Annotated in this window: 25 protein-coding genes; 12 read left to right on the plus strand and 13 right to left on the minus strand. The window is 61.6% G+C overall.

Translation table 11 applies throughout. The features are described from left to right. Nucleotides 1–36 precede the first annotated feature (36 nt). The 7 genes from BW967_RS01315 to BW967_RS01345 form a co-directional block, all read right to left on the minus strand. Nucleotides 37–1,035: a hypothetical protein gene (locus BW967_RS01315; protein ID WP_076483232.1), complete on the minus strand. Its 999-nt coding sequence runs from the start codon at nucleotides 1,033–1,035 to the stop codon at nucleotides 37–39. Beyond that, on the minus strand, nucleotides 1,032–1,712 hold the full coding sequence (locus tag BW967_RS01320; protein WP_076483233.1) for an ABC transporter ATP-binding protein: 681 nt from the start codon (nucleotides 1,710–1,712) through the stop codon (nucleotides 1,032–1,034). The genes BW967_RS01315 and BW967_RS01320 overlap by 4 nt, the downstream gene beginning before the upstream one ends. Continuing rightward, nucleotides 1,709–2,845 carry an ABC transporter permease gene (locus BW967_RS01325; protein WP_076483234.1) on the minus strand — a complete coding sequence of 379 codons (1,137 nt, stop codon included), beginning with the start codon at nucleotides 2,843–2,845 and terminating at the stop codon, nucleotides 1,709–1,711. The genes BW967_RS01320 and BW967_RS01325 overlap by 4 nt, the downstream gene beginning before the upstream one ends. Further along, the gene (locus tag BW967_RS01330; RefSeq protein ID WP_217696364.1) at nucleotides 2,842–3,189 is read right to left on the minus strand and encodes a hypothetical protein; all 348 of its coding nucleotides are present in this window, start codon (nucleotides 3,187–3,189) and stop codon (nucleotides 2,842–2,844) included. The genes BW967_RS01325 and BW967_RS01330 overlap by 4 nt, the downstream gene beginning before the upstream one ends. After that, entirely contained in the window at nucleotides 3,186–3,713 is a 528-nt protein-coding gene (locus tag BW967_RS01335) for a nitrous oxide reductase accessory protein NosL (protein WP_083951844.1), read from the minus strand. The genes BW967_RS01330 and BW967_RS01335 overlap by 4 nt, the downstream gene beginning before the upstream one ends. 57 nt (nucleotides 3,714–3,770) lie before the next feature. Beyond that, nucleotides 3,771–4,412: a nitrous oxide reductase accessory protein NosL gene (locus BW967_RS01340; protein ID WP_076483568.1), complete on the minus strand. Its 642-nt coding sequence runs from the start codon at nucleotides 4,410–4,412 to the stop codon at nucleotides 3,771–3,773. Between the two features lie 112 nt (nucleotides 4,413–4,524). Next, nucleotides 4,525–4,968, minus strand: a complete 444-nt coding sequence (locus BW967_RS01345; protein ID WP_108188562.1) for a hypothetical protein — start codon at nucleotides 4,966–4,968, stop codon at nucleotides 4,525–4,527. A 207-nt stretch (nucleotides 4,969–5,175) separates the two neighbouring features. Between BW967_RS01345 and BW967_RS01350 the strand changes: the two genes are divergently transcribed. Then, nucleotides 5,176–5,793 (plus strand): LysE/ArgO family amino acid transporter, encoded by a 618-nt coding sequence (locus BW967_RS01350; RefSeq protein WP_076483236.1) that lies wholly within the window; start codon nucleotides 5,176–5,178, stop codon nucleotides 5,791–5,793. Between the two features lie 51 nt (nucleotides 5,794–5,844). Then, nucleotides 5,845–6,780: a DMT family transporter gene (locus BW967_RS01355; RefSeq protein ID WP_245826406.1), complete on the plus strand. Its 936-nt coding sequence runs from the start codon at nucleotides 5,845–5,847 to the stop codon at nucleotides 6,778–6,780. Nucleotides 6,781–6,829: 49 nt separating this feature from the next. Here the strand turns inward: BW967_RS01355 and choV are convergent, their stop codons facing one another. From choV to BW967_RS01370, 3 genes are all read right to left on the minus strand, one after another. After that, the gene (choV, locus tag BW967_RS01360; protein ID WP_076483570.1) at nucleotides 6,830–7,870 is read right to left on the minus strand and encodes a choline ABC transporter ATP-binding protein; all 1,041 of its coding nucleotides are present in this window, start codon (nucleotides 7,868–7,870) and stop codon (nucleotides 6,830–6,832) included. 8 nt (nucleotides 7,871–7,878) lie between these two features. Beyond that, the gene (choW, locus tag BW967_RS01365; RefSeq protein WP_076483237.1) at nucleotides 7,879–8,715 is read right to left on the minus strand and encodes a choline ABC transporter permease subunit; all 837 of its coding nucleotides are present in this window, start codon (nucleotides 8,713–8,715) and stop codon (nucleotides 7,879–7,881) included. Nucleotides 8,716–8,783: 68 nt separating this feature from the next. Continuing rightward, the gene (locus BW967_RS01370) at nucleotides 8,784–9,710 is read right to left on the minus strand and encodes a choline ABC transporter substrate-binding protein (protein WP_076483238.1); all 927 of its coding nucleotides are present in this window, start codon (nucleotides 9,708–9,710) and stop codon (nucleotides 8,784–8,786) included. Nucleotides 9,711–9,828: 118 nt separating this feature from the next. On the opposite strand from BW967_RS01370, the gene betI reads away from it, so the two are divergent. From betI to BW967_RS01395, 5 genes are all read left to right on the plus strand, one after another. Beyond that, a complete protein-coding gene (gene betI / locus BW967_RS01375; RefSeq protein ID WP_076483239.1) occupies nucleotides 9,829–10,410 on the plus strand; it encodes a choline-binding transcriptional repressor BetI in 582 nt (193 codons plus the stop codon). Then, on the plus strand, nucleotides 10,407–11,858 hold the full coding sequence (betB, locus tag BW967_RS01380; RefSeq protein WP_076483240.1) for a betaine-aldehyde dehydrogenase: 1,452 nt from the start codon (nucleotides 10,407–10,409) through the stop codon (nucleotides 11,856–11,858). Before betI ends, betB begins: the two co-directional genes overlap by 4 nt. A 65-nt stretch (nucleotides 11,859–11,923) precedes the next feature. Further along, a complete protein-coding gene (gene betA, locus BW967_RS01385; protein WP_076483241.1) occupies nucleotides 11,924–13,579 on the plus strand; it encodes a choline dehydrogenase in 1,656 nt (551 codons plus the stop codon). A gap of 77 nt (nucleotides 13,580–13,656) precedes the next feature. After that, a complete protein-coding gene (locus tag BW967_RS01390; RefSeq protein ID WP_076483242.1) occupies nucleotides 13,657–14,307 on the plus strand; it encodes a thermonuclease family protein in 651 nt (216 codons plus the stop codon). A gap of 101 nt (nucleotides 14,308–14,408) precedes the next feature. Beyond that, entirely contained in the window at nucleotides 14,409–14,648 is a 240-nt protein-coding gene (locus BW967_RS01395; protein ID WP_076483243.1) for an HP1242/YdcH family protein, read from the plus strand. An 84-nt stretch (nucleotides 14,649–14,732) separates the two neighbouring features. On the opposite strand, the gene BW967_RS01400 is transcribed toward BW967_RS01395, so the two are convergent. Both BW967_RS01400 and BW967_RS01405 read right to left on the minus strand, forming a co-directional pair. Further along, nucleotides 14,733–16,130, minus strand: coding sequence for a helix-turn-helix domain-containing protein (locus BW967_RS01400; protein ID WP_076483571.1), 1,398 nt, complete (start codon nucleotides 16,128–16,130; stop codon nucleotides 14,733–14,735). A gap of 55 nt (nucleotides 16,131–16,185) precedes the next feature. After that, the gene (locus BW967_RS01405; RefSeq protein WP_076483244.1) at nucleotides 16,186–17,382 is read right to left on the minus strand and encodes a multidrug effflux MFS transporter; all 1,197 of its coding nucleotides are present in this window, start codon (nucleotides 17,380–17,382) and stop codon (nucleotides 16,186–16,188) included. Nucleotides 17,383–17,650: 268 nt separating this feature from the next. On the opposite strand from BW967_RS01405, the gene BW967_RS01410 reads away from it, so the two are divergent. Further along, nucleotides 17,651–19,183, plus strand: a complete 1,533-nt coding sequence (locus BW967_RS01410; RefSeq protein WP_076483245.1) for an acyl-CoA carboxylase subunit beta — start codon at nucleotides 17,651–17,653, stop codon at nucleotides 19,181–19,183. 10 nt (nucleotides 19,184–19,193) lie between these two features. Continuing rightward, nucleotides 19,194–19,619 (plus strand): DUF6497 family protein, encoded by a 426-nt coding sequence (locus tag BW967_RS01415; protein ID WP_108188561.1) that lies wholly within the window; start codon nucleotides 19,194–19,196, stop codon nucleotides 19,617–19,619. A 14-nt stretch (nucleotides 19,620–19,633) separates the two neighbouring features. Here the strand turns inward: BW967_RS01415 and BW967_RS18650 are convergent, their stop codons facing one another. Beyond that, nucleotides 19,634–19,810 (minus strand): hypothetical protein, encoded by a 177-nt coding sequence (locus BW967_RS18650; protein ID WP_175610407.1) that lies wholly within the window; start codon nucleotides 19,808–19,810, stop codon nucleotides 19,634–19,636. Between the two features lie 299 nt (nucleotides 19,811–20,109). Between BW967_RS18650 and BW967_RS01420 the strand changes: the two genes are divergently transcribed. The 3 genes from BW967_RS01420 (at nucleotide 20,110) to BW967_RS01430 (ending at nucleotide 23,188) form a co-directional block, all read left to right on the plus strand. Beyond that, a complete protein-coding gene (locus BW967_RS01420; RefSeq protein ID WP_076483246.1) occupies nucleotides 20,110–20,502 on the plus strand; it encodes a hypothetical protein in 393 nt (130 codons plus the stop codon). A gap of 322 nt (nucleotides 20,503–20,824) precedes the next feature. Next, nucleotides 20,825–21,034 carry a lipoprotein gene (locus tag BW967_RS01425; protein WP_076483247.1) on the plus strand — a complete coding sequence of 70 codons (210 nt, stop codon included), beginning with the start codon at nucleotides 20,825–20,827 and terminating at the stop codon, nucleotides 21,032–21,034. Between the two features lie 147 nt (nucleotides 21,035–21,181). Next, a complete protein-coding gene (locus BW967_RS01430) occupies nucleotides 21,182–23,188 on the plus strand; it encodes an acetyl-CoA carboxylase biotin carboxylase subunit (protein WP_076483248.1) in 2,007 nt (668 codons plus the stop codon). The last annotated feature ends 80 nt before the right edge of the window (nucleotides 23,189–23,268 follow it).

Raw genomic sequence — 23,268 nt, forward strand, 5'->3', positions numbered from 1 at the left:
TTTGCGTTTGTGAAGGCGGCACAAGGGGGGGCGGGCTCAGCCAAGCAAGATCAGATGCGAGCGCAAGATCGCGTAAATCGTCACCGCGCCAAAGGCGGCAAAGCCTGCCATCGCCCAAAGTGTGAGCCGCTTCAGTACCGGGGGCAGGGGGGCGCGCAGGCTGTCACGGCGCTTGAACGGGGCCACCGCGCCCAGCCCAAGCGCGAGCGCAGTTGCGCCAAAAAGCGGGATGTAGAACGCGTAGCCAATATAGCCGTATTCGCGCTGCAAGATGCAAAACGGGCAATGGTGGTTGGGGTTTTCATAGATGTAGAGCGAAATCACCGAGATGATCGCGGTCATCGCCACGGCAAAGAAACCCGCCCCCGCAAGCGCAAAGGCGCCATGCCCGCGCCCGGTTTGGACGGCATAGGCGCCTAGGCCCAGAACCAAAGCCTCGGCCCCCGCCAAAGCCCAAAGCGCAAGCGCCGGATCAACGGCGGCCATCTCATCGGAGAGCCCCGCATTCGCCGGGGTGAACAGCTTCGAGCAGCACGAGGTGATCACATCGGTCTTGAGGCCAAGGTAATAGGTCAGCTCCAGCCCGCCCGCCAAAAGCACCAAGGGCGCAATCGCCAACACCAGCGCGTATTTGGCGCGCGTCAGCGGATAGTCGCGGCCAAGCCGGTCCACATGGTCGATCACCAGCCAAACGGCGGCGGCAAAGAAGACGCTGATCTTGGCGTAAAGCGCGGGGAAGCCATAGGCGTTGACGTTGAGCGTGCCCACCGCGCACATCGCGCCAACGAACAGGGCCGCCATCCGGTCTGCGTTGAAGACAAACAGAAACAGCGCCACTGCCTCGGCCAGCATCACCATGGCAAACAGGGTCGAGATGAGTTCGGTGCGCCGCTCCATCACCAATTGTGCGCGGCTGCCAGAGGCCAGATCCCACTGCCGCAACACGCGTTGCCCAAACCACGCCGCGCCCAAGGCCACCAAAATGGCAAGGGCAGAGACCAAGAGCAGCGTCAGGATGGGCGTGCGGAAGATCATCCCCGCACCTCGACCACTTTGCCATCGCGCATTTCAACGACCGCGGTCACGGCACTGGCGGCGATGATCCGCGGGTCATGGCTTGTCAGGATCACGGTTTTGCCCTCATCCCGCAGCCCAGCGACAATATCCAAAAACCGATGCGTGAGCGCGGTATCAAGGTTGGCGGTTGGCTCATCGGCAATCAGCACCGGGGCATCGTTGACCAAGGCGCGCGCAATCGCGGCGCGCTGCGTTTCGCCGCCCGACAGCACCTCAACCGGCATCAAGGCTTTCTCGGCCAGCCCCAAAGCCTCAAGCCGCATCATCGCGCGGGCTTGCACGGTTTTTGGCTCTTCGCCCAAGGGGGCGGCGGGCAGCATCACATTATCCAACACGCTCAAGCCGCGAATGAGGTTGAAGCGCTGGAACACAAACCCAAATTTCACGCGTCGCAACTCGGTCAAGAACCGCTCGGGCAGGCCCGAGACCGGCTCCCCATCAAGCGTGATCCGCCCGGTGGTGGGGCGTGCCATGCAGCCCACAAGGCTCAACAGCGTGGTCTTGCCCGAGCCTGAAGGGCCCATGAACACCGTCACCCCCTCGCGCGCGATATCAAGCGTGACGCTGCGCAGCGCGGCCACCTCATTCGGGCGGCCCTCGTTATAGGTTTTGGAGACATCGGAGAGAGAGATCATCGCATCACCGCATCGGGGTCGGCACTCGCCGCGCGCCACACCGGCACCACGGTCGCGGCGGCATAGGGAAGCACGGTCAAAAGGAAAAGCGTCACCAATTGCGAGCCGTCAATCACCGGGGCAAGCGCAAAGTCCGGGTAGATCACCGCCCAGCCCTTCAGCACCGGGGCAAAAAGCGGCGCGCCAAACCAAAACACATGCGCATAGGCGGCCACCGCGCCCAACAAAAACGCGCCGACCGAGACAAGCCCGCCTTCCCAAAGCTTCATCGCAATCACATCGCGCGTATCCCAGCCGATGGCTTTCAAAATGCCAATCTCGCGCGCTTCTTCGGCCGAGAGTCCCGAGGCTTTATCGGCGGCAAAAATCGCAAAAGCGAGCATCGCCATCGCGCCAAGGGCGACCATAAGCCCCTCGCGCCAATCAAACAGCTTCATATAGGTGCGGGCAATATCATCGCGGCTGACAAAGCGTTCATCGGGCATCAGGCTCGTGGCTTTGTCGATGATCGTGGCAAGCTCATTGGCGTTGCGCACCCGCGCGGCGATATCGGTATAAACCCCTTCGGGGACCGAGAAGAAGGCGCGGAAATCAGCCTCGTTCATCAACAAGAGATCGGCGGTCAAAAGCGCGGAATCGCTGCTGTAGATCTGTGCAATATCAAAGCGGTTCAGATCGCCCTGCTTGCGGCTTAGGAACAGCGGCGCCCCCTCCCAATCGAGCCCGCGCGCGCGGGGAATACCCTCGCCCACAATCACCTGACCAGGCGCAGGCATCTGCCCGCCATCGGGCACCATCACCGTGTAATTCGCGCCGCTAACCCGATCATAATAATAGCCCCAAAGTCGCCCACGCACCTTGGAGACACCGCGAATGCTTTCGAGCTCCGCAATCCGGTCTTCAGAGATCATCCCCTGACGGCCAAGGCTAAGGTGCTGCACAATCAAATCGGGCACACCTTCCAAAGCCGCGCTCGCCTCATGCCGCAGCGCCGAAGCGAAGAACATGGCTGAGGCAAGCAAAAACACCACAAGCGAGAACACGCCCACAAGGGCAAGGTTCTTCACCTTGCGCCGCGCCAAAGCGGCGAGCGTGTAATCGGCCAGCGCGCGCTGGCGGCGCAGCGCTTTCATTGCGTGACCTCCTGCGGCGCAAATCCAAGTTTGGCCGTGCCCCAAGGGCCGGCGGGCGGCACAAAAGAGCCTGAGGGGAAATGCTCAAAACTGCCCGGCGCATCTTGGAAGGCCGAGGCATTATCGGCCAGCGCCGGGTGGCGGGTGTAGCGCGCCTCGGTGAAAAGCGCCAAATCGCTAAGGCCCAAATCGCGCACAAGCGCGCGGTTGGCGGCGATCCGGGCCGCTTCGCGTGGCGCGGTGGCCAGCGCATGCACCGCCTGCGCGGCTCCCAAGGCGAGCAAAAGGCCAAGCGCCGTGAAGACCGGGGTCAAGGGGCGGCGGTAAGGGCGCGGTTGGCTCACTCGAATGCGCCTTCATCGAGCTTGAAGGGCAGATCGGGCGTGACCTCGTCAAAACTCAAAAGCCGCTGGCCCTTATGGTCGGCCATGAAATCCGTGGCATCCGCCTCCGAAGCAAGCGGCACAAATTCATGCCCCATGGGCCCGAGCACATCTGAGCCCACGGCATAAACCGCTTCGCGCGCATCGACGAGGGCAACCTCGTAATAATCGCTCACCCCCATGCCGGTGATTTGGTCGCGCGTGCGGCCCGTGGCGTATTTGCCGGGGTCATGCAGGAATTTGAAGAAATCCTTCGCGCCATCAAAATGGACCGCTTCGCCATCGGCAAATTGGATCGTGGCCACCCAATCGGGGTAGCGCGCCACAAACATCCCGCAAACGGGGCAGGTGTCGCGCGGGCCGGGCGGCGGCAGGTCGATCGCGGTGGCTTTGGCGCGCGCGGCACGCGGCGCAAGGGGCAGGGCGGATGCACCCAAAAGCAGCGCCAAAGTGGTGCGGCGGTTCGGGCGAGAGATGGTGCACATACGCGTTCCTCCTGAACCGGCCACGCCCTCGCAGGCGCGGCCAGCCATGTGATGGTGTTAGTTGCCCGAGGGCATTTCCATGCCCATCTGCTTGCGTTTTTCGCCGCGCCGCTTGCGGATGGCGAGCGTGTCTTTCGCCATATCCAAATAGGCCAAAGTCAGCGCTTCTTCAAAAGTGGCGGTCTTCGCGCCTTTGCTCGCCGCCTCCTCGGCCTTGGCCGCATCGGCATAGGCCCATTTGGAGACCGCCGTCATCGTGCCGGGTTTGGCCGGGTCGATCACATAGGTCATGGCGGCGGTATCGGCGAGCGGTTTCACCTCGCCCTCGGCCCCGGCATCGCCCGCATAAATCGCCTTCGGCCCGGCATCCATATTGAGCGAAAGCGAGATCGCCGCGCAATGCAGCGAGCAGGTGCCATCCACCGTGTCATTGCCATAAACGATCAGGTGGCGGCTGTGCGAATACATCTGCCGCATCATCCCGCAATAGGGGCAGCGCGGGTATTTTGCGAATTCGTCGTTCAGCGGATCGGTGTCGTGTTTCAAAAACCGGGTGAGCCCGTTTTCATCGGTCCATTGCATCGGGCTGACGGGCTTTTCGCCGGGGCTCATCGCCATTTCGGCATGCGCGGCGGCGGCCCCGAGGCTCGCAAAGGCGGCACCGGTGGTGGTGGTCAAAAGAAAATCGCGACGGTTCATGGAAATCTCCAAAATTTGGCTGAAAAGCGCCCAAGGGCGCAGGGTCTGGCTGAGACAAGAAAGCCTTTGCTGCACCGGCATCGCGGGACGCTGCGCACCGGTGCAAAGGGCCTTACGCGGCCGGTGGTGCGCGGATCAGGCCAGAGCGGCGCGGTGCCGCGATAATGTCGAAGGGTATAAAAAGTACAGGTTCTGCAACGGCTTGCAGCGTGAAATTGGGTGTGGGGGCGGTGGCGCCCGTAGGGGCATCAAAGCTGCACACTCCCGCGCTGGAACAAACCGCGCAATCGCCGTGGCTGGTTGGGCTGGGCAGGCTTTGGCCCGGTGCGGTGACCATCTTGCCGGTGGCGGGGTCGTAAAGCGCGATCCCTTCGCCGGTGCAGATTTGCAAGAACCCCAGCCGTTCGCCGGGCGTGACCGAGCCCATCGCATGAACCGCAGAGGCGCCCAGATGTTCGGCAAAGAACACCACCTGCACCAGCATCGCCAAAACCGCGAGCGCGCGCAGCACAGGGCTGCGAGACGGGCGCGAGGGGGCAGGGCGGGCAGATCTCAAAGGGGCGGTCTTTCCGGGTGGCACGGTTTCGCGGCAGGTTCACCGCAGTTGGTTAAAAAAGCAACACCCTTCGCGGGACTTGCGGCGCGAAGCTGCGACATTTTCACCGCGCTAGCCGCTGCGTCCGCGCCTTTCCTTGACCGAAATCAAATCCGCCCCTCTGGCATGCGGGCGCGGCGCAGGCTAGAGCAGGGGCAGGAGACCCCCATGACACCCAGTTCCACCGCCGCATTTGCTGGTTTTCGTCTTGGCCTTGGCCTGATTTTGGCAATTGGCGCGCAAAACGCCTTTGTGCTGCGCCAAGGGCTGCGGCGCGAGCATGTCTTTGCGGTGGCGCTGTTTTGTGCCGCCTCGGACGCGCTTTTGATCGCGCTCGGCGTTTCTGGCATGGGGACGCTGTCGAACCTCGCGCCTTGGGTGGCGGAGGCTTTGCGCTGGGGCGGCGTGGCCTTTCTCACTTGGTACGGGATGCGCGCAGCACTGGCCGCATGGCGCGGTGGGGAACGACTTGAGGCAGGCGCGGGCGCGGCGCCCACGTTGCGCAGCGTGATGGTAACGGTCGCCGCACTCACTTGGGCGAACCCGCATGTTTGGCTTGATACGGTGGTGCTTTTGGGCGCGGTTTCGGCGCAGTTTCCGGGGCAGGGCTTGGCCTTTGGCGCGGGGGCGGTTTGCGCCTCTTTCATCTTCTTTTTTGCGCTCGCTTATGGGGCGCGGTTGCTCGCCCCGCTCTTTGCCAAACCTATCGCTTGGCGGGTGCTTGATGCGCTTGTCGCGCTTATCATGTTTTCGGTGGCGCTGAAGCTCGCGCTTTCGCCGCTGTAACGGGCACAATCGCGCACTTGCCAAGTGCCGGGCCGCGCCGCAGAAAGAGCCATGACTTCTGCCCCTGCCGCCCCCGAAAAAAACGCCATGAAACCCGCAGCCAAACCTGCCCAAGACCGCCCGCTTGCCGGGCTTTTGTGGATGCTGGGCACCACGCTCAGCTTCACGGCTGTCAATGTGATCGTGCATTACCTCGGCTCCAACCTGCCCGCGACGCAAACCTCTTTTGTACGGTTCGCTTGGGGCTGGGTCTTTGTGGCCCCGGCGCTTTGGCATATTTTGCACATGAAGCTCTCGCCCAAGGTCTGGGGGCTCTTTGGCCTGCGCGGCCTGTTGCAGGCGATTGCGGTTTTGATGTGGTTTTACGCGATGGCGCGCATTCCGATCGCAGATGTTACGGCGATTGGCTATCTCAACCCGATTGTGGTGAGCCTTGGCGGCGCGTTGTTGCTCGGCGAGGGCTTTGCCTGGCGGCGTGGCGTGGCTGTGGTGGTGGCGCTCATCGGGGCGCTGGTGATCTTGCGACCCGGCATGCGCGCGATTGAGCCGGGCCATGTGGCGCAGCTTGGCGCGGCCTTCTTCTTTGGCCTCTCCTATCTGATGATGAAGCGGCTTTCGGGCCTAGCCCCCGCTACGGTGGTGGTGGCGCTGATGACGGTGGTGGTCACGCTCTGCCTCGCGCCGCTCGCCGTGCTCAATTGGCAGCCGATGACATGGTCGGAAAACCTTTGGCTCGGCGCGACCGCGCTCTTTGCGACGCTTGGGCATTATTGCATGACCCGCGCCTTTGCTTGCGCGCCGGTCACGGTCACGCAGCCAGTGGTGTTCTTGCAACTCGTTTGGGCCTCAAGCGCGGGCTATGTGCTCTTTGGCGAGGCGCTTGATCCGTTCGTTTTCTTGGGCGCAGCGATGATCGTGGGCGCGGTGAGCTATATGGCGTGGCGCGAAGCGGTGATGAAGCGGCGTAAGGCCGCCCAGCAAAGCTAAAGAAAAGGCCCCTCGCAAGGGGCCTTTGTTTTTTGCTCTTGGGTTTGGCTTATTCCGCCGCCTGTGCGCCGCGCGGATCAATCAGCCGCCCAATCACCCCCTCGCGGGTGATTTTGCGGCCATCGCTCAGCGCCACGGCGGGCACATGGCGCAACAATTCCATGATCTCGATCACCGGCAGCGACGGGTCGACCGGCGCGCCCTCCGCGGTGCCGGGCTCGGCCACATCGCCCGCAGTCAGCACACCGAGCGGGTTCATATGCGCCACGAAATCCTCGACATAATCATTGACCGGATTGGCGATGATGTCGCGCGCGGTGCCGCATTGCACGATCCGCCCGCCCTCCATCAAAGCGATCCGGTTGCCGATCTTGAAGGCCTCATCAAGGTCGTGAGACACAAAAACGATGGTGCGTTTGAGCGTGGATTGCAGCTCCAAGAGTTCATCTTGCAGCTTTGCGCGAATGAGCGGATCAAGCGCCGAGAAGGGTTCATCCATCAACAAAATCGGTGCTTCGGTCGCAAAGGCGCGGGCCAAGCCTACCCGCTGCTGCATCCCGCCCGAAAGCTCGCCCACTTTGCGGTCTGCCCAGTCTTCCAAATGGACAAGCTGCAATTGCGCATCCACCCGGTCGCGCCGCTCGGCCTTGGACATGCCGCCAAGCTCAAGCCCAAGGCCCACGTTTTCACGCACGGTGCGCCACGGCAGCAGGCCAAATTGCTGAAACACCATCGCCACACGGCTCAGCCGGATGCGGCGCAGAGTTTGCGCATCGGCATGTGTGACCTCAACCAGCCCATTGCCGTCACACACCTCCACCTTGCCACGGCAGACCGGGTTGAGCCCGTTCACCGCGCGCAAAAGCGTGGATTTGCCCGAGCCCGAAAGCCCCATCAGCACCAAAATCTCGCCCTCGGCCACATCAAGCGAGCAGTTATGCACGCCCAAGACTTGGCCGGTTTGCGTTTGGATTTCGCCGCGCGACTGGCCCGCATCCATCAAGGGCAAAGCCCGCGCGGGATGATCGCCAAAAACGATCGAGACATTGTCAAACCGCACCGCAACGCCTGCGGTTTTGGCGGGGGTCATTTCCATGTTCATTTCTTGCCCCCCATGCGCAGCATCCGGTCAAGGATGATGGCCACCACGACGATGATCATCCCCGCTTCAAAGCCAAGCGCGGTATTGACCGAGTTGAGCGCGCGCACCACCGGCACCCCAAGCCCGTTCGCACCCACAAGTGCGGCAATCACCACCATCGACAGCGACAGCATGATCGTTTGGTTGAGCCCCGCCATGATCTGCGGCAGCGCATAGGGAAGCTCGACCTTCCACAACACTTGGCGCGGCGTGGCACCAAAAGCGCGCGCAGCCTCCAAAAGCGCTTGCGGCGTGGTGGAGACACCAAGATGCGTAAGCCGGATCGGTGCAGGCAGCACAAAGATCACGGTCGAGATCAGCCCCGGCACCATGCCGATGCCAAAAAACACAATGGCAGGAATAAGATAGACGAAGGTGGGCAGGGTTTGCATCAGGTCCAGCACCGGCTGCATCGCCATGTAAAGGCGCGGGCGATGCGCTGCCGCAATCCCAATCGGCACGCCAACAGCCATGCACACCACACAGGCGGAAAGCACGAGCGTGAGGCTTTCCATCGTGGGCTTCCAATAGCCTTGGTTGAGGATGTAGAGGAACCCGGCCAGAACCAACAAAACCATTTGCCACTTGCGCTGGGTGACCCATGTCAGCGCGCAAAACAGCGCGACGATCACCAGCGGTGGCGGCGTTTGAAGCAGCCACAAGATCCCGTCGATCAGGGCCTGCATCAGTGCGGAAAGCATATCGAAGAAGCCCGAGGCATTCTCCTTGAACCAGTCGAAGACGTGTTTTGCCGTCTTGCCGACCGGAAGTTTGTGGTCCGTCAGCCACTCCATGTGGGGGGAGCTCCTTGCTCTGGTGCCGTTCCCCGGGGGCTTCGGGGAACGGCTTTGTCTCTTGGCGCTTAGTTCAGCGCTTCGGTCACGGCGGCCAGCGCATCGCCACCATCTTTGGTGGTCACGCCGTCAAGCCACGGGCCCAGCACATCCGGGTGCGCCGACAGCCACGCTTTGGCGGCCTCATTCGGGTCTTCGCCATCATTGAGGATCGCGCCCATGATTTCATTTTCCATCGCGAGCGAAAACTCAAGGTTTTCCAAAAGTTTGCCAACATTCGGGCATTCGGCCACATAGCCCGCGCGCACGTTGGTCGCGACTTCGGCCCCGCCAAAGTTCGGGCCAAAGAAATCATCCCCGCCCGCCAGATAGGTCATGTCGAAATTGGCGTTCATCGGATGCGGTTCCCAGCCAAGGAAGATCACCGGCTTGCCCGCTTTATCGGCGCGCTCGACCTGCGCGAGCATCCCTTGTTCGGAGCTTTCCACCACTTCAAAGCCCTCAAGGCCAAAAGCATTGGCGGTGATCATATCCATGATCAGACGGTTGCCATCGTTGCCGGGCTCAATGCCGTAAATCTGGCCATCCAGATCGTCTTTATGCGCGGCGATATCGGCAAAATCCTTGATCCCGAGCGCGGCGCCAGCGGCATTGGTGGCCAGCGTATACTTCGCGCCAACAAGGTTGGTGCGCACTGTTTCAACGCTGCCATCTTCGCGATAGGGGGCAATATCGGCCTCCATCGTCGGCATCCAGTTGCCCAAGAACACATCCACATCGCCACCCGAAAGCGCGGTGTAGGTGACCGGCACCGAGAGCAGTTTCACATCGGTTTCATAGCCAAGCGCATCAAGCACGGTGACGGTGGCGGCGGTGGTCGCGGTGATGTCGGTCCAGCCCACATCCGAAAATACGACCTTGCCGCAATCGGCAGAGGCGGGCAGCGCGAGCGTCAGGCTTGCCGCACCAGCAAGAAGGACAGAGCGAAGTGTCATCAGAGTCTCCCATGTGTTGCCCGGTTCCGGGTCAGACGTTTTTTGTTGATTGACGAGTCAATAAACTTTCAGGTAGCTCCAGAATGCAAGAGATTTCTTTGACGGAGTCGCAAAACACATGCCGAAGCTTGGGGCAGAGCCTATTCGACGGGCAGCCTTGGTGAAAGCCACGATTGAAACCGTGGGGGAGGCCGGGTCGCTGGAGGTGACGGTCGCGCAAATCGCGCGGCGCGCGGGCATGTCTTCGGCCTTGGCGCATCATTACTTCGGCTCAAAAGAGCAAATCTTTCTGGCAGCCATGCGCGCGATTCTGACCCTTTACGGGGCCGAGGTGCGCGGCGCATTGGCCACCGCCGACACGCCCGAAAGCCGCTTACGCGCGATTGTGGCGGGTTCTTTTGCGCAGGGCAGCTTTCGGCGCGAAACGATCTCGGCTTGGCTCAACTTCTATGTGCTCGCGCAAACCAACCCGCAGGCGCATCGGCTCTTGCGGATCTATCAGCGCCGGCTGCGCTCGAACCTGCGGCACGAATTGCGCCCGTTGGTGGGTGCGCGTGCGCAAGCCGTGGCGCGTGGCTTGGGGGCTATGATCGACGGCGTCTATATTCGTGCAGCGCTGGCTGACGATGCGCCAGACCGAGACTACGCCCTTGATATCGTGAATGAATATATCGACCGTGAACTGGAGGGGACGCCATGAAGGCCCAACCGAAAGCCAGCCATTTCATTGATGGCAAATGGCATGAAGACAGCGCAGGCGAGGTGATCGAGGTCACCTATCCCGGCACGGGCGAGGTGATTGCGCGGCTGCATGCGGCCACGCCCGCCGTGGTGGATGCGGCGATCGCTTCGGCAGAACGTGCGCAAAAAGACTGGGCGCGGATGCAGCCGGTGGAACGGGGCCGCATTTTGCGCCGCGCGGTGGACATCATCCGCGACCGGGGGGCGGAGCTTGCGCATCTTGAAACGCTCGACACTGGCAAGCCGATCCAAGAGACCGAAGTGGCCGATTGGCCTTCGGGTGCCGATGCGTTGGAATATTTCGCCGGGCTTGCGCCGACGCTAACGGGCGAGACCATCCCCTTGGGCGGCGATTTTGCCTATACGATCCGCGAGCCTTTGGGGGTTTGCGTGGGCATTGGCGCGTGGAACTACCCTAGCCAAATTGCCTGCTGGAAGGCGGCGCCTGCGCTTTCGACCGGCAATGCGATGGTGTTCAAACCCTCCGAAATCACGCCCTTGGGGGCGCTGAAACTGGCCGAGATTTTCATTGAGGCGGGCATGCCTGCGGGCGTGTTCAACGTGGTGCAGGGGCGCGGGGCCGTGGGCGCGGCGCTTTCAACTGATCCGCGCGTCGCCAAGGTTTCGCTCACCGGCTCTGTGCCGACAGGCGAAAAGGTCTATGCCGCCGCCGCTGCGGGCATGAAGCATGTGACGATGGAATTGGGCGGCAAGTCGCCGCTGATCATTTTCGACGATGCGGATCTCGAAAGTGCGATTGGCGCGGCGATGCTGGCGAACTTCTATTCCTCGGGCCAAATCTGTTCGAACGGCACCCGCGTCTTTGTGCAAAAGGGCATCAAAGAGCGGTTCCTCGCGCGGTTGGCAGAGCGCACCGGCACGATTATCGCGGGCGACCCGCTCGATCCGGCCACGCAATTTGGCCCACTGATCACCGCGGACCAGCATGTGAAGGTGATGTCTTACATCGCCAAGGGCAAGGAAGAGGGCGCACGGCTTATTTGCGGCGGCGCGACAGGCAATGAAGGCGCGCTGTTTGTGCAGCCCACGGTCTTTGCGGATGTTACGGATAGCATGACCATCGCGCGCGAAGAGATTTTTGGCCCGGTGATGGCGGTGCTTGATTTTGAGACCGAGGAAGAGGCGATCGCGCGCGCCAATGACACGCAATTTGGCCTCGCCGCCGGGGTCTTCACCGCAGACCTCGCACGCGGGCATCGGGTGATTGGCCAATTGGAGGCGGGCACCTGCTGGATCAACACCTATAACCTGACCCCGGTCGAAATGCCCTTTGGCGCGGTCAAAGCTTCGGGCCTTGGGCGCGAAAACTCGAAAGCCGCGATCGAGCACTACACGCAGGTGAAGTCGGTCTATGTCGGCATGGGCCCGGTCGATAGCCCCTATTGAGCCAACCGCCGGGGGCTTTGCCCCCGGACCCCCAGGATATTTGTCGCAAGATGAAAGAGCACGATATGGAAGCGGATTATGTGATCGTTGGGGCGGGCTCGGGCGGCTCGGCGCTGGCCTATCGGCTCTCGGAAGCGGGCAAGAAAGTGGTGATCATCGAACATGGCGGCTCTGACTGGGGGCCGTTCATCCAGATGCCTGCGGCTTTGTCTTATCCGATGAATATGGGGCTTTATGATTGGGGCATGTCCACCGAGCCTGAGCCGCATCTGGGTAACCGCCGCTTGGTCACGCCGCGCGGCAAGGTGATTGGCGGCTCCTCTTCGATCAATGGCATGGTCTATGTGCGCGGCCATGCGCGCGACTTTGACCATTGGGCGGAGCAGGGCGCAAGCGGCTGGTCCTATGCCGATGTGCTGCCCTATTTCAAACGGCAAGAAAACTGGCATGGCGAGGATGATGGCGCCGATGCGGCGTGGCGCGGTCATCAAGGCCCGCTGCATGTGACCCGTGGGCCCCGTGAAAACGTGCTCTTTGAGCATTTCATCCAAGCGGGCGCGGCAGCGGGCTACCCGGTGACGATGGATTATAACGGCGCGCAGCAAGAAGGCTTCGGCCCGATGGAGGCCACCATCTGGCAAGGGCGGCGCTGGTCCACCGCCAATGCCTATCTGCGCCCCGCGCGCAAAAACGGCAACCTGAAGATCGTGCGTGGTCTTGCGCGCAAAGTGGTGATTGAAAATGGCCGCGCTGTCGGCGTGGAATATGAGCGCAAGGGCGAGGTGAAGGTCTTGCGCGCGCGGGCCGAGGTGGTGCTGGCAGCCTCGTCGCTCAATACGCCCAAGCTTTTGATGCTTTCGGGCATTGGTGATGCAGAGCATCTCAAAGCGCACGGGATCGAGGTTTTGGCGCATCGCCCCGGCGTTGGGGCGAACCTACAAGACCACCTTGAAATCTATATGCAATTTGCCGCGCAAGAGCCAGTGACCTTGTTCAAATACTGGAACCTGTGGGGCAAGATCACCGTCGGGGCGCGGTGGCTTTTCACCAAAAACGGGCTTGGCGCGTCGAACCAGTTTGAAGCTTGCGGGTTCATTCGGTCGGACAAGGGCGTTGAATATCCCGATATTCAATATCACTTCCTGCCGCTTGCGGTGCGTTATGATGGCAAGGTCGCCGCAGAGGGGCATGGCTTCCAAGTGCACACCGGGCCGATGCGGTCGAAATCGCGCGGCAAGGTGACCCTGCGCAGCGCCAACCCGGCAGACAATCCGGTCATTCGCTTCAACTATATGTCTCACCCCGATGATTGGGCCGAGTTCCGCAAAGTGGTGCGGCTCACGCGCGAGATTTTTGCCCAAGCGCCGATGCAACCGCATGTGAAGCACGAAATCCAGCCCGGCACGGATCTGCAAACGGATGAGCAGATCGACAGTTTCATTCGCGACCATGCCGAAAGCGCCTATCACCCCTGTGGCACGGCGCGGATGGGCCGGGCCGATGATCCGATGGCGGTGGTGGACCCGGAGGGCCGCGTGATTGGGGTGGAGGGGTTGCGCGTCGCTGATAGCTCGATCTTCCCGCGCATCACCAATGGAAACCTCAATGGCCCCTCGATCATGGTGGGGGAAAAGGTCGCCGACCATATTCTGGGCCGTCGTTTGCCGGCGGAAAACGTCGAACCGTGGATCAACCCGAACTGGCAAACCGCGCAGCGTTAACGCTACATCTTGCGGTTGTGTTGAGTTTGGCCACAGAATTGGCTTGCGCTGGCGCGTGGGCGCGCTAGCGTCGCGCCATGGTGAAGTGGGTTTTGATAGCACTGCTGATGGCGCAGCCCGTCGCGGCTGAGGTCGTGCAAGGGCGCGCGCGGGTGATTGATGGTGACACGCTCGCCATTGGCGCGGTGCGGGTGCGGTTGCATGGCATTGACGCGCCGGAAAAGGACCAAACCTGCCAAGATCCGGCAGGGCGCGATTGGCGCTGCGGAGCGGCGGCGACGGCGGCTTTGGAGCGGATGACCGCGCGCGGCGACACCCGCTGCGAGGGGGAAGACTATGACCGCTATGATCGGCTGATTGCCGTGTGCCGTGCGGGTGGGCGCAATCTCAATGCCGCGCTGGTGGCGGAGGGCTATGCCGAGGCCTACCGTAAATATGCGCAAGATTATGTGGGTGAAGAACAGGCCGCACGCGCCGCGCAAAAGGGCATTTGGTCCGGCGCGCATCTGAACCCTGAAGCCGCGCGGCGGCAGGCGCGGAAGGGGGCAGCACAACAGCCTCCCGGCGCGTGTTTGATCAAAGGCAATATCTCGCGGTCGGGGCGGATTTTTCACACCACCGCCTCGCGCGATTATGCTGCGACGCGGATTGATCCGTCTAAAGGCGAGCGCTGGTTTTGCACCGAGGCAGAGGCTTTGGCGGCGGGCTGGCGTCCTGTGCATCGTTAAAAATGTTCGCGCTAAACCCTGGGGTGATTTGACACGGGTCAAAGTGCGCGGCGCGGGCTGCCCCTAGGCTTTCCTCATAAACACAAGGGAAGGGGAGCCCAATGTCCAACACGCCGCATACGCTTGGCGAAGATTTTCCGTATGAAATTGATAAGGTCCACAGTTTGAAAGTGGTCAACATCCACTTTGCAAAACTGCTGGAAGACTATGACCAGGTGAACGACAAAGTGCATCGGGCGGAAACGAATGTGGAACCGCTGGAGCATTTTGCCGAAGTCCATCTACGCAAACAGCGCGCGCATATCAAGGACGAAATCGCCTATATGCTGCATCATTCCTGAGCCTGTGAAACCGCCTGAAGCCCCGGTTTCCCGGGGCTTTTTTTGTTTTAGGCCCGAAGCCCCGGTGCTTCGGGGCGTCTTCTCTCAGGCGATATCATAGGGCAGCAGGCCGCGCCGGTTTGGGTCCACCCGTAGGCGGCGTTCCAGCGGCGGGACAGAGCGTTGATGGCAATCGCGCCGCTCGCAAATCCGGCACGAAATCCCAATCGGCTGATAGGCGCGCGGGTTCGTCAGCTCCATATCATCGGCATAAACCAGCCCGCGCGCGTGGCTCACCTCGCAACCCAAGCAAATCGCGTAGCGGCGCACCGGGGCGGTGAAACTGCCCCCGGTTTTAGAGACATCGCGCGCAAGGCACAGATAGCGCACGCCATCGGGCGTTTCGGCCAATTGGCGCAAGAACTTGGTTGGCGTTTCAAAGGCTTGGTGCACGTTCCACAGCGGGCAGGCGCCGCCAAAACGGGCAAATTGCAACCGCGTGGCGGAGTGGCGCTTGGTGATCGTGCCCGCCTGATCTACCCGGACGAAAAAGAACGGAATCCCCTTTGCACCGGGGCGCTGCAGGGTGGAAAGGCGGTGCGCCACCTGTTCGATGCTCGCGCCAAACATATCGGCGAGCCGCTCCAGATCGTGCCGGGTTTCCTGCGCGGCCTCAAGGAAGGCGCGATAGGGCAAGAGCGCCGCGCCCGCGAAATAATTGGCAAGCCCGATCTTGGCGATCTGGCGCGAGGTCTCGGATTGGAAGCGCGCCAAATCAAGCGTCGCCTCCAGCAGTTCGTTTTGCGTCATCAGCGCGACTTGGTGCAAAAGCTGAAACGCCTGCGTCGCGCGATTGGCATGGGCGGACAGAATGATCTTGTCGCCCGCGCGGGTGCGCAACTCAGAGATCGAGGCAAATTCCACCTCGATCCCGCGTGCGGCAAGCGCCGCAATCGCGCGGGCAATCGGGTCGCTGCGGCTGCCATTGGGGCAGGCAAAATGCTCTGCCGCGCGGTCCACCGCATCAATGTAGTTGTCGCAGTAGTGAAAGAAGTCACGCACTTCTTCCCAAGGGCTAACAACGGTTTGCGCGCCCTCGCGCCCCAAAGCTTCATCCAAAGAGGCAAGCCGCTCATGGGCTTGGCGATAGGAGCGGTGCAGTTCCAAAAAGGCTCGCGCAAGTGCAGGCGCGTTGGAGGCCGCCAGCCGCAAATCGGCCAAGGGCGGTGCGCCACCATCGGCAAAGACCGGATCGGCCAAAGCCTCGCGCATATCGCTGACCAACCGCTCGGCATCGCCTGCGGACAGTTCGGTCACATCAAGGCCAAACTCGCCCGCAAGGCCCAGCACCACCGCCGCCGAAACCGGGCGGTGGTTGTTTTCCATCTGATTGAGATAGGGCAGCGACACGCCCAGCCGGTCGGCAAAGGCCTTTTGCGTCAGCCCCAGGCGCGCGCGCGTTTCGCGCAGCTTTACGCCCGCGTAAAGTTTTTGAGTTGCCATCCGCGCCTCCCCCGCGCTTTTGCAAAGCAATTCTACGCTTTGCAAAGCCGGGGCGTCAAATGCCGAGCGCGCGACGGCGGTGCAAAACCCACAGCATCATCAGCACCGAAACGAGCGAGGAGGCGAACATGATCGCCACCAGCCGTAGGACGGACACCTCAAGCCCGACGAAATGCGCCGTCAGGCTTGAAAGCGCCGCGCCGCAGCCAATCGACAGTGTTGCCCCAAGGCCCGAGGCGGTGCCTGCAAGTTCGGGGCGCACCGACATCATCCCGGCATTGGCCGAGGGCAGAGCGAGCCCGTTGCCGATCCCGGTGATGGCGACGGTGGTGAAGAAGAAAAGCGGCCCAAGCCCATCGGACAGTGCAGCAATCAGCGCGAGCGCCAGCGCTGCGGTGGCAAGGGCGGTGCCCGCCAGCACCATTTTATCCATGCCCAGCCGCGTCGCAAACCGGCCCGAGACCCAATTGCCGATCAGATAGCCGACTGAGGGCAGGGCGAAGTAATAGCCAATCTCAACGGGGCTCAGGCCAAAGGCTTTCTCGCCCACCAAAGGCGCGCCGCCAAGATAGGCATAAAAGAGCCCCGCAGCGGAGGCCGCCGAAAGCGCATAGCCCCAAAACCGTTGCGAGCGAAACAGCACCGGATAGGCCCGCAGTTGCGCCCGAAAGCCCAGCCCGCCGCCCGCAACCGTTTCCCCCATATCGCCCCAAACGAGCCAAAACAGCCCCACGCCAGAAGCGGCAAGCACGATCATGTTGGCTTGCCAGCCAAAGGCAGCATCCAACACGCCGCCCACCACCGGGCCGATCATCGGCACCAAAGACATGCCCATTGTGACATAGCCAATGCGCGAGGCGGCTTCTGGCCCCGGAAACATATCCCGCACCGCTGCGCGCGAAATCACGAAGGTGGTGGCGACCACGGCTTGCACGAAGCGTGCGGCCAAGAAGGTCTGGGCGGTGGGGGCAAAAAGCGCCGCGACCGAGGCAAGCGTGAAGATTGCCACCACCACCAGCGTCACCGGGCGGCGGCCATAGCGGTCTGAAATCGGGCCAATCAAGAACTGCGCCAGCGCTGACATCGCCAAATAGGCCGAGATCGTCAGCTGCATCACCCCGTAGTCCACCCCGAAATGCCGCGCCATGCCGGGCAGCGAGGGCAGAAAGATGTTGAGACTAAGCGCCGCAATCCCCGTGGACAGCACGAGGGTGACGATATGCGGGGGCGTGGAGCGGTTGAAAAAAGCCATGAGAATGCCGCTAGGGCGTGCGCGGCAATTTGTCCATTGCGGAAATGTATGCGTCACAAGATTGCCGGGCAGGGGCGCTAAAGCTGTGATATGCCCTTAAAAATGGGGATATGGGCCGCTTTTGCGGGCAAGGCGCTGGCGGACGGGGCTTTGCAGTGTTGCAATTCGCAATCGCCGGCTTGAGAATAATTTGCAAATTTTCGGAAATCCTCTTGGTAATAATGTTGCGCTCGATTAGGTTGCAGTGAAATTCTCGGAGGGGACCGAAATGAAAGATATTTTGAGCGAGCTGGAAGCCCGCCGCGCGGACGCGCGCCTTGGAGGGGGTGAGCGTCGGATTGAAGCGCAGCACAAGAAGGGCAAGCTGACCGCGCGCGAGCGTATTGAACTGCTGCTCGACGAGGGCTCTTTCGAAGAATTCGACATGTTCAAGGCGCATCGCTGCACTGAATTTGGCATGGAGAAAGAGCATATTCCGGGCGATGGCGTGGTGACCGGCTGGGGCACCGTCAATGGCCGCATGGTCTATGTGTTTTCTCAAGACTTCACCGTCTTTGGTGGCTCGCTGTCGGAAACCCATGCCGAAAAGATCTGCAAGATCATGGATATGGCGATGCAAAACGGCGCGCCGGTGATTGGCATGAACGACTCGGGCGGCGCGCGCATCCAAGAAGGTGTGGCTTCGCTCGCGGGCTATGCCGATGTGTTCCAGCGCAACATCATGGCCTCGGGCGTGGTGCCGCAAATCTCGCTGATCATGGGGCCTTGCGCGGGCGGCGCGGTCTATAGCCCCGCGATGACCGATTTTATCTTCATGGTGCAAGACAGCTCTTACATGTTCGTCACTGGCCCCGATGTGGTGAAAACGGTGACCAATGAGATCGTCACTGCCGAACAGCTGGGCGGCGCAAGCACCCATACCAAGAAAAGCTCGGTCGCCGATGGCGCCTATGAAAACGATGTGGTGGCGATTGCCGAGACCCGCCGCCTGATCGATTTCCTGCCGCTCTCGAACCGCGAAAAAGCGCCGGTGCGGCCCTTCTTCGATTCGGTGGATCGGGTTGAGGAAAGCTTGGATACGCTGATCCCGGCGAACCCGAACATGCCCTATGACATGAAAGAGCTGATCACGAAGATCGCCGATGAGGGCGATTTCTTTGAGATCCAGCGCGATTATGCGGGCAATATCATCACCGGCTTCATCCGGATTGAGGGCCAAACCGTGGGCGTGGTGGCGAACCAGCCGATGGTTCTGGCGGGGTGCTTGGATATCGATTCCAGCCGTAAAGCCGCGCGGTTCGTGCGCTTCTGTGATGCGTTTGAAATTCCGATCCTGACGTTGGTGGACGTGCCGGGCTTCTTGCCGGGGACGGGCCAAGAATACGGCGGCGTGATCAAACACGGCGCGAAACTGCTCTTTGCCTATGGCGAAGCGACGGTGCCGAAAGTCACGGTCATCACCCGTAAAGCCTATGGCGGCGCTTATGACGTTATGGCCTCGAAACACCTGCGCGGGGATTTCAACTACGCTTGGCCGACCGCCGAAATCGCGGTGATGGGGGCCAAAGGCGCGACCGAGATCCTTTATCGCTCGGAACTGGGCGATGTGGAAAAGATCGCCGCGCGCACGAAAGATTATGAAGACCGTTTCGCCAACCCCTTCGTGGCGGCGGAGCGTGGCTTCATCGATGAGGTGATCAAACCTTCGTCGACGCGGCGTCGGGTGGCGCGTGCTTTTGCGAGCTTGCGCTCGAAAAAGCTCACCAACCCGTGGAAGAAACACGACAACATTCCGCTCTGAGGGGCGCGGAATGGGGCGTGGGGCCGGGTATCTCGTCAAAGCCTTGCATGGCGCGGCGTTTGTCGCGCTTGCCTTGGCGGCTGCCCGGCCCGTTTTTGCACAAGAGCCGATCGCGGTGCCTTCGGGCGTGGCGGTGCAGTGGTTCGAGACCTTGCGCGACACGCAAGGGCCGAATGGGCTGACAATCCGGTTTCGCTTCATCGCGCCCGATGTCGCTGGCCCGGATTATGACCCGGATCAGGCAGGCGCGGACCTTGAGGCTTTGTGTAACGGCTATGTGATCCCGCGGTTGCCCGAGATGGGCCCGCAACCCGCCGAGATCGTGCTCGATCTCGCAGACCGCGAAGTGCCGTTTGGCGAACCAAACGAGGACGCGGTGCAATTCTTTGAGGCCTATTCCGTGCAAGACGGGGCCTGTGTTTGGGAGTTTTACTGATGTACGCGCGCGCGTCACAAGGGCAGGGAGGCAGGCAAGGTGCCATGCGCCGGGCCATGGCGCTTTACGCCTTTGGCGCGCCCGAAGCTGGCCGATGCCCGCCTATTGCGCGCAACACCTTGGAAAATCCCCTCTTCTGCGGCGCCGCAAGCCGCGATACGCTGCTGCATGGCAGGAATCATTTCTGCCATCACGCCATCTCGGGGGAGGCGCAGGGGAAGACCTTTGCGCATGGCCTTCGCCCGATCAGGAGAGACACATGTCGAAAAAAGCTATCCTCGCCGTTGCGCTCGTTGCTTTCGTCGCCGCTTGCGCGCCGAAGCCGGAACCGGTTGAGCCGGTCACCATCGAGCCGGTTCAAAGCGGCAAATATTGATCTGCATCGGGGGCAAGGTTCGCGCCTTGCCCCCGGCGTTGCGGGGGTGAATCGCCCCTGCGCCTTGTCGAAGGCGGCGCTGATGTGCCATGCCCCCCGCAAAGGAGGCACATCATGCTGAAACACCGTGGTTTTCCGTCCCGTCTTCCGGGCACCGACTTCCAATTTACGATCCGGCGCGCCAATAAACAGGGCGCCACCAAGATCATTCGCCGCGAACGCTACAAAGACCGCAATGCCGCCGACCGGCGCGCAGATGCGGGGTTTGTGGCTGCGCTTTGGAACCATTTCGGCGAAGACCCCTTTGAACGTGGCAATCTGGATGCCGGGCGTTTGAGCTGGCTGATTGGCCGCGAAGTGGTCTGGGCGGAAGAGCCCGCCGATCCCTCTTCCTATGATCAACTCCTGCGGTTGGACCGTAAGCGCGCCGAAGCCGCCTTTCCTGAGGTGTTTGCGGCGCCTGAGTCCTTCCAATGGGAAGATGATGACGACGAGGATTGGGACTGATGCAGGCTGCGGCGCGTGATTTTGAGCAAGATTTTGCCGATTGCGGCAAAAAAGTGCATTCGCGCTTTTGCAATCGCGCCGCGCCTTCCCAAATGAAGGAAAGAGCGGTGCGTTTCGAAGCCGCGCCGCTTTCAAAAGCCCATGCTCTTGGTCTGCGGCCTGACGTGTTGGTCGGGCCGCAGCCTTCCAAAGCCTTGGCCGATGCGCAAGGGTTCGCCTATAGCGCGATTTTTGCCACGACATGTTGCGAAAATCATTTGAGTGAGTCGCGTTCCGCGCTAGATTTGGGGCAGAATACAACCCCGAACGGAGGCAGACACTCATGCGCAAATCCCCCTTCTTCTTCGCCCTTCTTGCCGCGACCGCTTTGGCCGGCTGCATGGAAACGCAAGGCGACCGCGCCATTGCGGGCGCCGCGGCTGGTGCCGTGCTCGCTGACGCGACCGACAACAACGTGCTCGCTGGCGCGGCCATTGGTGCGCTCGCTGGTGGCGCGACCTGCAACGCCGGCATCGGCGCGCCCTGCTACTAATCTTTTTACCGCCGCGCTTTGCGCGGATCGGCCTGTTACGCGTGCCACCGGGGCGAACTGCCCCGGTGGCCGTTTTATTTTCACCAATGACACTGCCATGACCAAGGGGGGCGCGGGGAGAGACGCGCCTGGAGGAAGGGACTGACCATGTTCAAGAAAATCCTGATCGCCAACCGCGGCGAGATCGCCTGCCGCGTGATCAAATCGGCGCGCAAAATGGGCATCCAGACGGTCGCCGTCTATTCCGATGCCGATGCGCAGGCGCTGCATGTGAAGATGGCCGATGAGGCGGTGCATATCGGTCCGCCCCCCGCGAACCAATCTTATATCGTGATCGACAAGATCATGGACGCGATCCGCCAAACCGGTGCGGAAGCGGTGCACCCGGGCTATGGCTTCCTGTCCGAGCGGATGGATTTCGCCGCCGCGCTGGAAAAAGAAGGCGTGGTTTTTGTGGGCCCGCCGAGCCCCGCGATTGAGGCGATGGGCGACAAGATCACCTCGAAAAAACTCGCCCAAGAAGCGGGTGTGAACACCGTGCCGGGCTATATGGGCCTGATTGCCGATGCCGATGAGGCGGTGAAAATCTCCGATCAGATCGGCTATCCGGTGATGATCAAAGCCTCGGCGGGTGGCGGCGGCAAAGGCATGCGGATTGCGTGGAACGCGCAAGAAGCTCGCGAAGGGTTTGAAAGCTCGAAAAACGAAGCCGCAAACAGCTTTGGCGATGACCGGATTTTCATTGAGAAATTCGTCACCCAACCGCGTCACATCGAAATTCAGGTGCTTGCCGACAAACACGGCAACTGCGTCTATCTGCATGAGCGGGAATGCTCGATCCAGCGCCGCAACCAAAAGGTTATCGAAGAGGCGCCCTCGCCCTTCCTTGACCCGGAAACCCGCAAAGCTATGGGCGAGCAAGCCTGTGCGCTGGCCAAAGCCGTGGGCTATACCTCGGCGGGGACGGTGGAATTCATCGTCGATGGCGATCGCAACTTCTACTTCCTTGAGATGAACACCCGCCTTCAGGTGGAACACCCGGTGACCGAACTCATCACCGGCATCGACCTTGTGGAGCAAATGATCCGCGTCGCCGCAGGCGAGCCGCTGCCGTTCACGCAAGAGGACATCACCATCAACGGCTGGGCGATGGAAAGCCGCCTTTACGCCGAAGATCCCTATCGCAACTTCCTGCCCTCGATTGGCCGGTTGACGAAATACAAACCCCCGGTCGAAGGGCCGACGGCGGGCGAGGGGCTCGTGCGCAACGATACCGGCGTCTATGAGGGCGGCGAGATTTCGATGTTCTATGACCCGATGATCGCCAAGCTCTGCACTTGGGGCGAAACCCGCGAAGCCGCGATTGAAGAGATGCGGCTCGCGCTCGATACGTTCGAAGTGGAAGGCATTGGCCACAACCTGCCGTTCTGCGCGGCGGTGATGGACCACCCGCGCTTCGTTTCGGGCAATATCACCACCGCCTTCATCGCCGAAGAATACCCCGAGGGGTTCCACGGTGTGACCTTGGGCATCAGCATGCTGCGCCGCGTGGCCGCCGCCACCGCCGCGATGCACCGCGTCGCCGAAATTCGCCGCACCAAAATCTCGGGCACGTTGGGCAACCATGAACGCCGCGTGGGCGACAAATGGATGGTCTGCTTGCAAGGCGAATGCTTCCCGGTCACCGTCGCGGCGGACAAAAACGGCTCCTCGGTCACCTTTGACGATGATGGCGCTTGCCTGCGCGTGGAAAGCGACTGGACGCCGGGGCAATCGCTCGCCAAGCTTTCCGTGGATGGCACGCCCTTGGTGCTTAAGGTCGGCAAAATCCCGATGGGCTTCCGCATCCGCGTGCGCGGCGCCGATCTGAAGGTCTGGCTGCAAACCCCGCGTCAGCACGAATTGGCGCAATTGATGCCCGAGAAACTGCCGCCCGATACTTCGAAAATGCTGCTCTGCCCGATGCCGGGGCTGGTGGTGAAGATCGCCGTCGAAGAGGGCGACGAGGTGCAAGAGGGGCAAGCGCTCGCCACCGTCGAAGCGATGAAGATGGAAAACATCCTGCGCGCCGAGCGTAAGGGCGTGGTGAGCAAGATCAACTGCGCCGCGGGCGACTCGCTCAAGGTCGATGATGTGATCATGGAATTTGAATAAGGGCGGGGGGAGTTTTCCCCCTGCAAGACTGTCCAATCCCGGGCGGCGGGGTCCAACCCCCGCCCAGCCCGAAGCGAGGT

This window comes from Rhodobacter aestuarii, assembly GCF_900156655.1.
In the GTDB taxonomy this organism is placed as follows: Bacteria; Pseudomonadota; Alphaproteobacteria; order Rhodobacterales; family Rhodobacteraceae; genus Rhodobacter; species Rhodobacter aestuarii.

Excerpts from the sequence above, each read along its gene's own strand:
- BW967_RS01320 (WP_076483233.1), bottom strand. The coding sequence starts at position 1,712 with ATGATCTCTCTCTCCGATGTCTCCAAAACCTATAACGAGGGCCGCCCG.
- BW967_RS01370 (WP_076483238.1), bottom strand. The coding sequence starts at position 9,710 with ATGACACTTCGCTCTGTCCTTCTTGCTGGTGCGGCAAGCCTGACGCTC.
- BW967_RS18650 (WP_175610407.1), bottom strand. The coding sequence starts at position 19,810 with ATGGCAGAAATGATTCCTGCCATGCAGCAGCGTATCGCGGCTTGCGGC.
- BW967_RS01400 (WP_076483571.1), bottom strand. The coding sequence starts at position 16,130 with ATGGCAACTCAAAAACTTTACGCGGGCGTAAAGCTGCGCGAAACGCGC.
- BW967_RS01405 (WP_076483244.1), bottom strand. The coding sequence starts at position 17,382 with ATGGCTTTTTTCAACCGCTCCACGCCCCCGCATATCGTCACCCTCGTG.
- choV (WP_076483570.1), bottom strand. The coding sequence starts at position 7,870 with ATGACCCCCGCCAAAACCGCAGGCGTTGCGGTGCGGTTTGACAATGTC.
- betI (WP_076483239.1), top strand. The coding sequence starts at position 9,829 with ATGCCGAAGCTTGGGGCAGAGCCTATTCGACGGGCAGCCTTGGTGAAA.
- betB (WP_076483240.1), top strand. The coding sequence starts at position 10,407 with ATGAAGGCCCAACCGAAAGCCAGCCATTTCATTGATGGCAAATGGCAT.
- BW967_RS01390 (WP_076483242.1), top strand. The coding sequence starts at position 13,657 with ATGGTGAAGTGGGTTTTGATAGCACTGCTGATGGCGCAGCCCGTCGCG.
- betA (WP_076483241.1), top strand. The coding sequence starts at position 11,924 with ATGGAAGCGGATTATGTGATCGTTGGGGCGGGCTCGGGCGGCTCGGCG.
- BW967_RS01315 (WP_076483232.1), bottom strand. The coding sequence starts at position 1,035 with ATGATCTTCCGCACGCCCATCCTGACGCTGCTCTTGGTCTCTGCCCTT.
- BW967_RS01355 (WP_245826406.1), top strand. The coding sequence starts at position 5,845 with ATGACTTCTGCCCCTGCCGCCCCCGAAAAAAACGCCATGAAACCCGCA.
- BW967_RS01425 (WP_076483247.1), top strand. The coding sequence starts at position 20,825 with ATGCGCAAATCCCCCTTCTTCTTCGCCCTTCTTGCCGCGACCGCTTTG.
- BW967_RS01430 (WP_076483248.1), top strand. The coding sequence starts at position 21,182 with ATGTTCAAGAAAATCCTGATCGCCAACCGCGGCGAGATCGCCTGCCGC.
- BW967_RS01325 (WP_076483234.1), bottom strand. The coding sequence starts at position 2,845 with ATGAAAGCGCTGCGCCGCCAGCGCGCGCTGGCCGATTACACGCTCGCC.
- BW967_RS01415 (WP_108188561.1), top strand. The coding sequence starts at position 19,194 with ATGGGGCGTGGGGCCGGGTATCTCGTCAAAGCCTTGCATGGCGCGGCG.
- choW (WP_076483237.1), bottom strand. The coding sequence starts at position 8,715 with ATGGAGTGGCTGACGGACCACAAACTTCCGGTCGGCAAGACGGCAAAA.
- BW967_RS01335 (WP_083951844.1), bottom strand. The coding sequence starts at position 3,713 with ATGTGCACCATCTCTCGCCCGAACCGCCGCACCACTTTGGCGCTGCTT.
- BW967_RS01395 (WP_076483243.1), top strand. The coding sequence starts at position 14,409 with ATGTCCAACACGCCGCATACGCTTGGCGAAGATTTTCCGTATGAAATT.
- BW967_RS01350 (WP_076483236.1), top strand. The coding sequence starts at position 5,176 with ATGACACCCAGTTCCACCGCCGCATTTGCTGGTTTTCGTCTTGGCCTT.
- BW967_RS01410 (WP_076483245.1), top strand. The coding sequence starts at position 17,651 with ATGAAAGATATTTTGAGCGAGCTGGAAGCCCGCCGCGCGGACGCGCGC.
- BW967_RS01340 (WP_076483568.1), bottom strand. The coding sequence starts at position 4,412 with ATGAACCGTCGCGATTTTCTTTTGACCACCACCACCGGTGCCGCCTTT.
- BW967_RS01420 (WP_076483246.1), top strand. The coding sequence starts at position 20,110 with ATGCTGAAACACCGTGGTTTTCCGTCCCGTCTTCCGGGCACCGACTTC.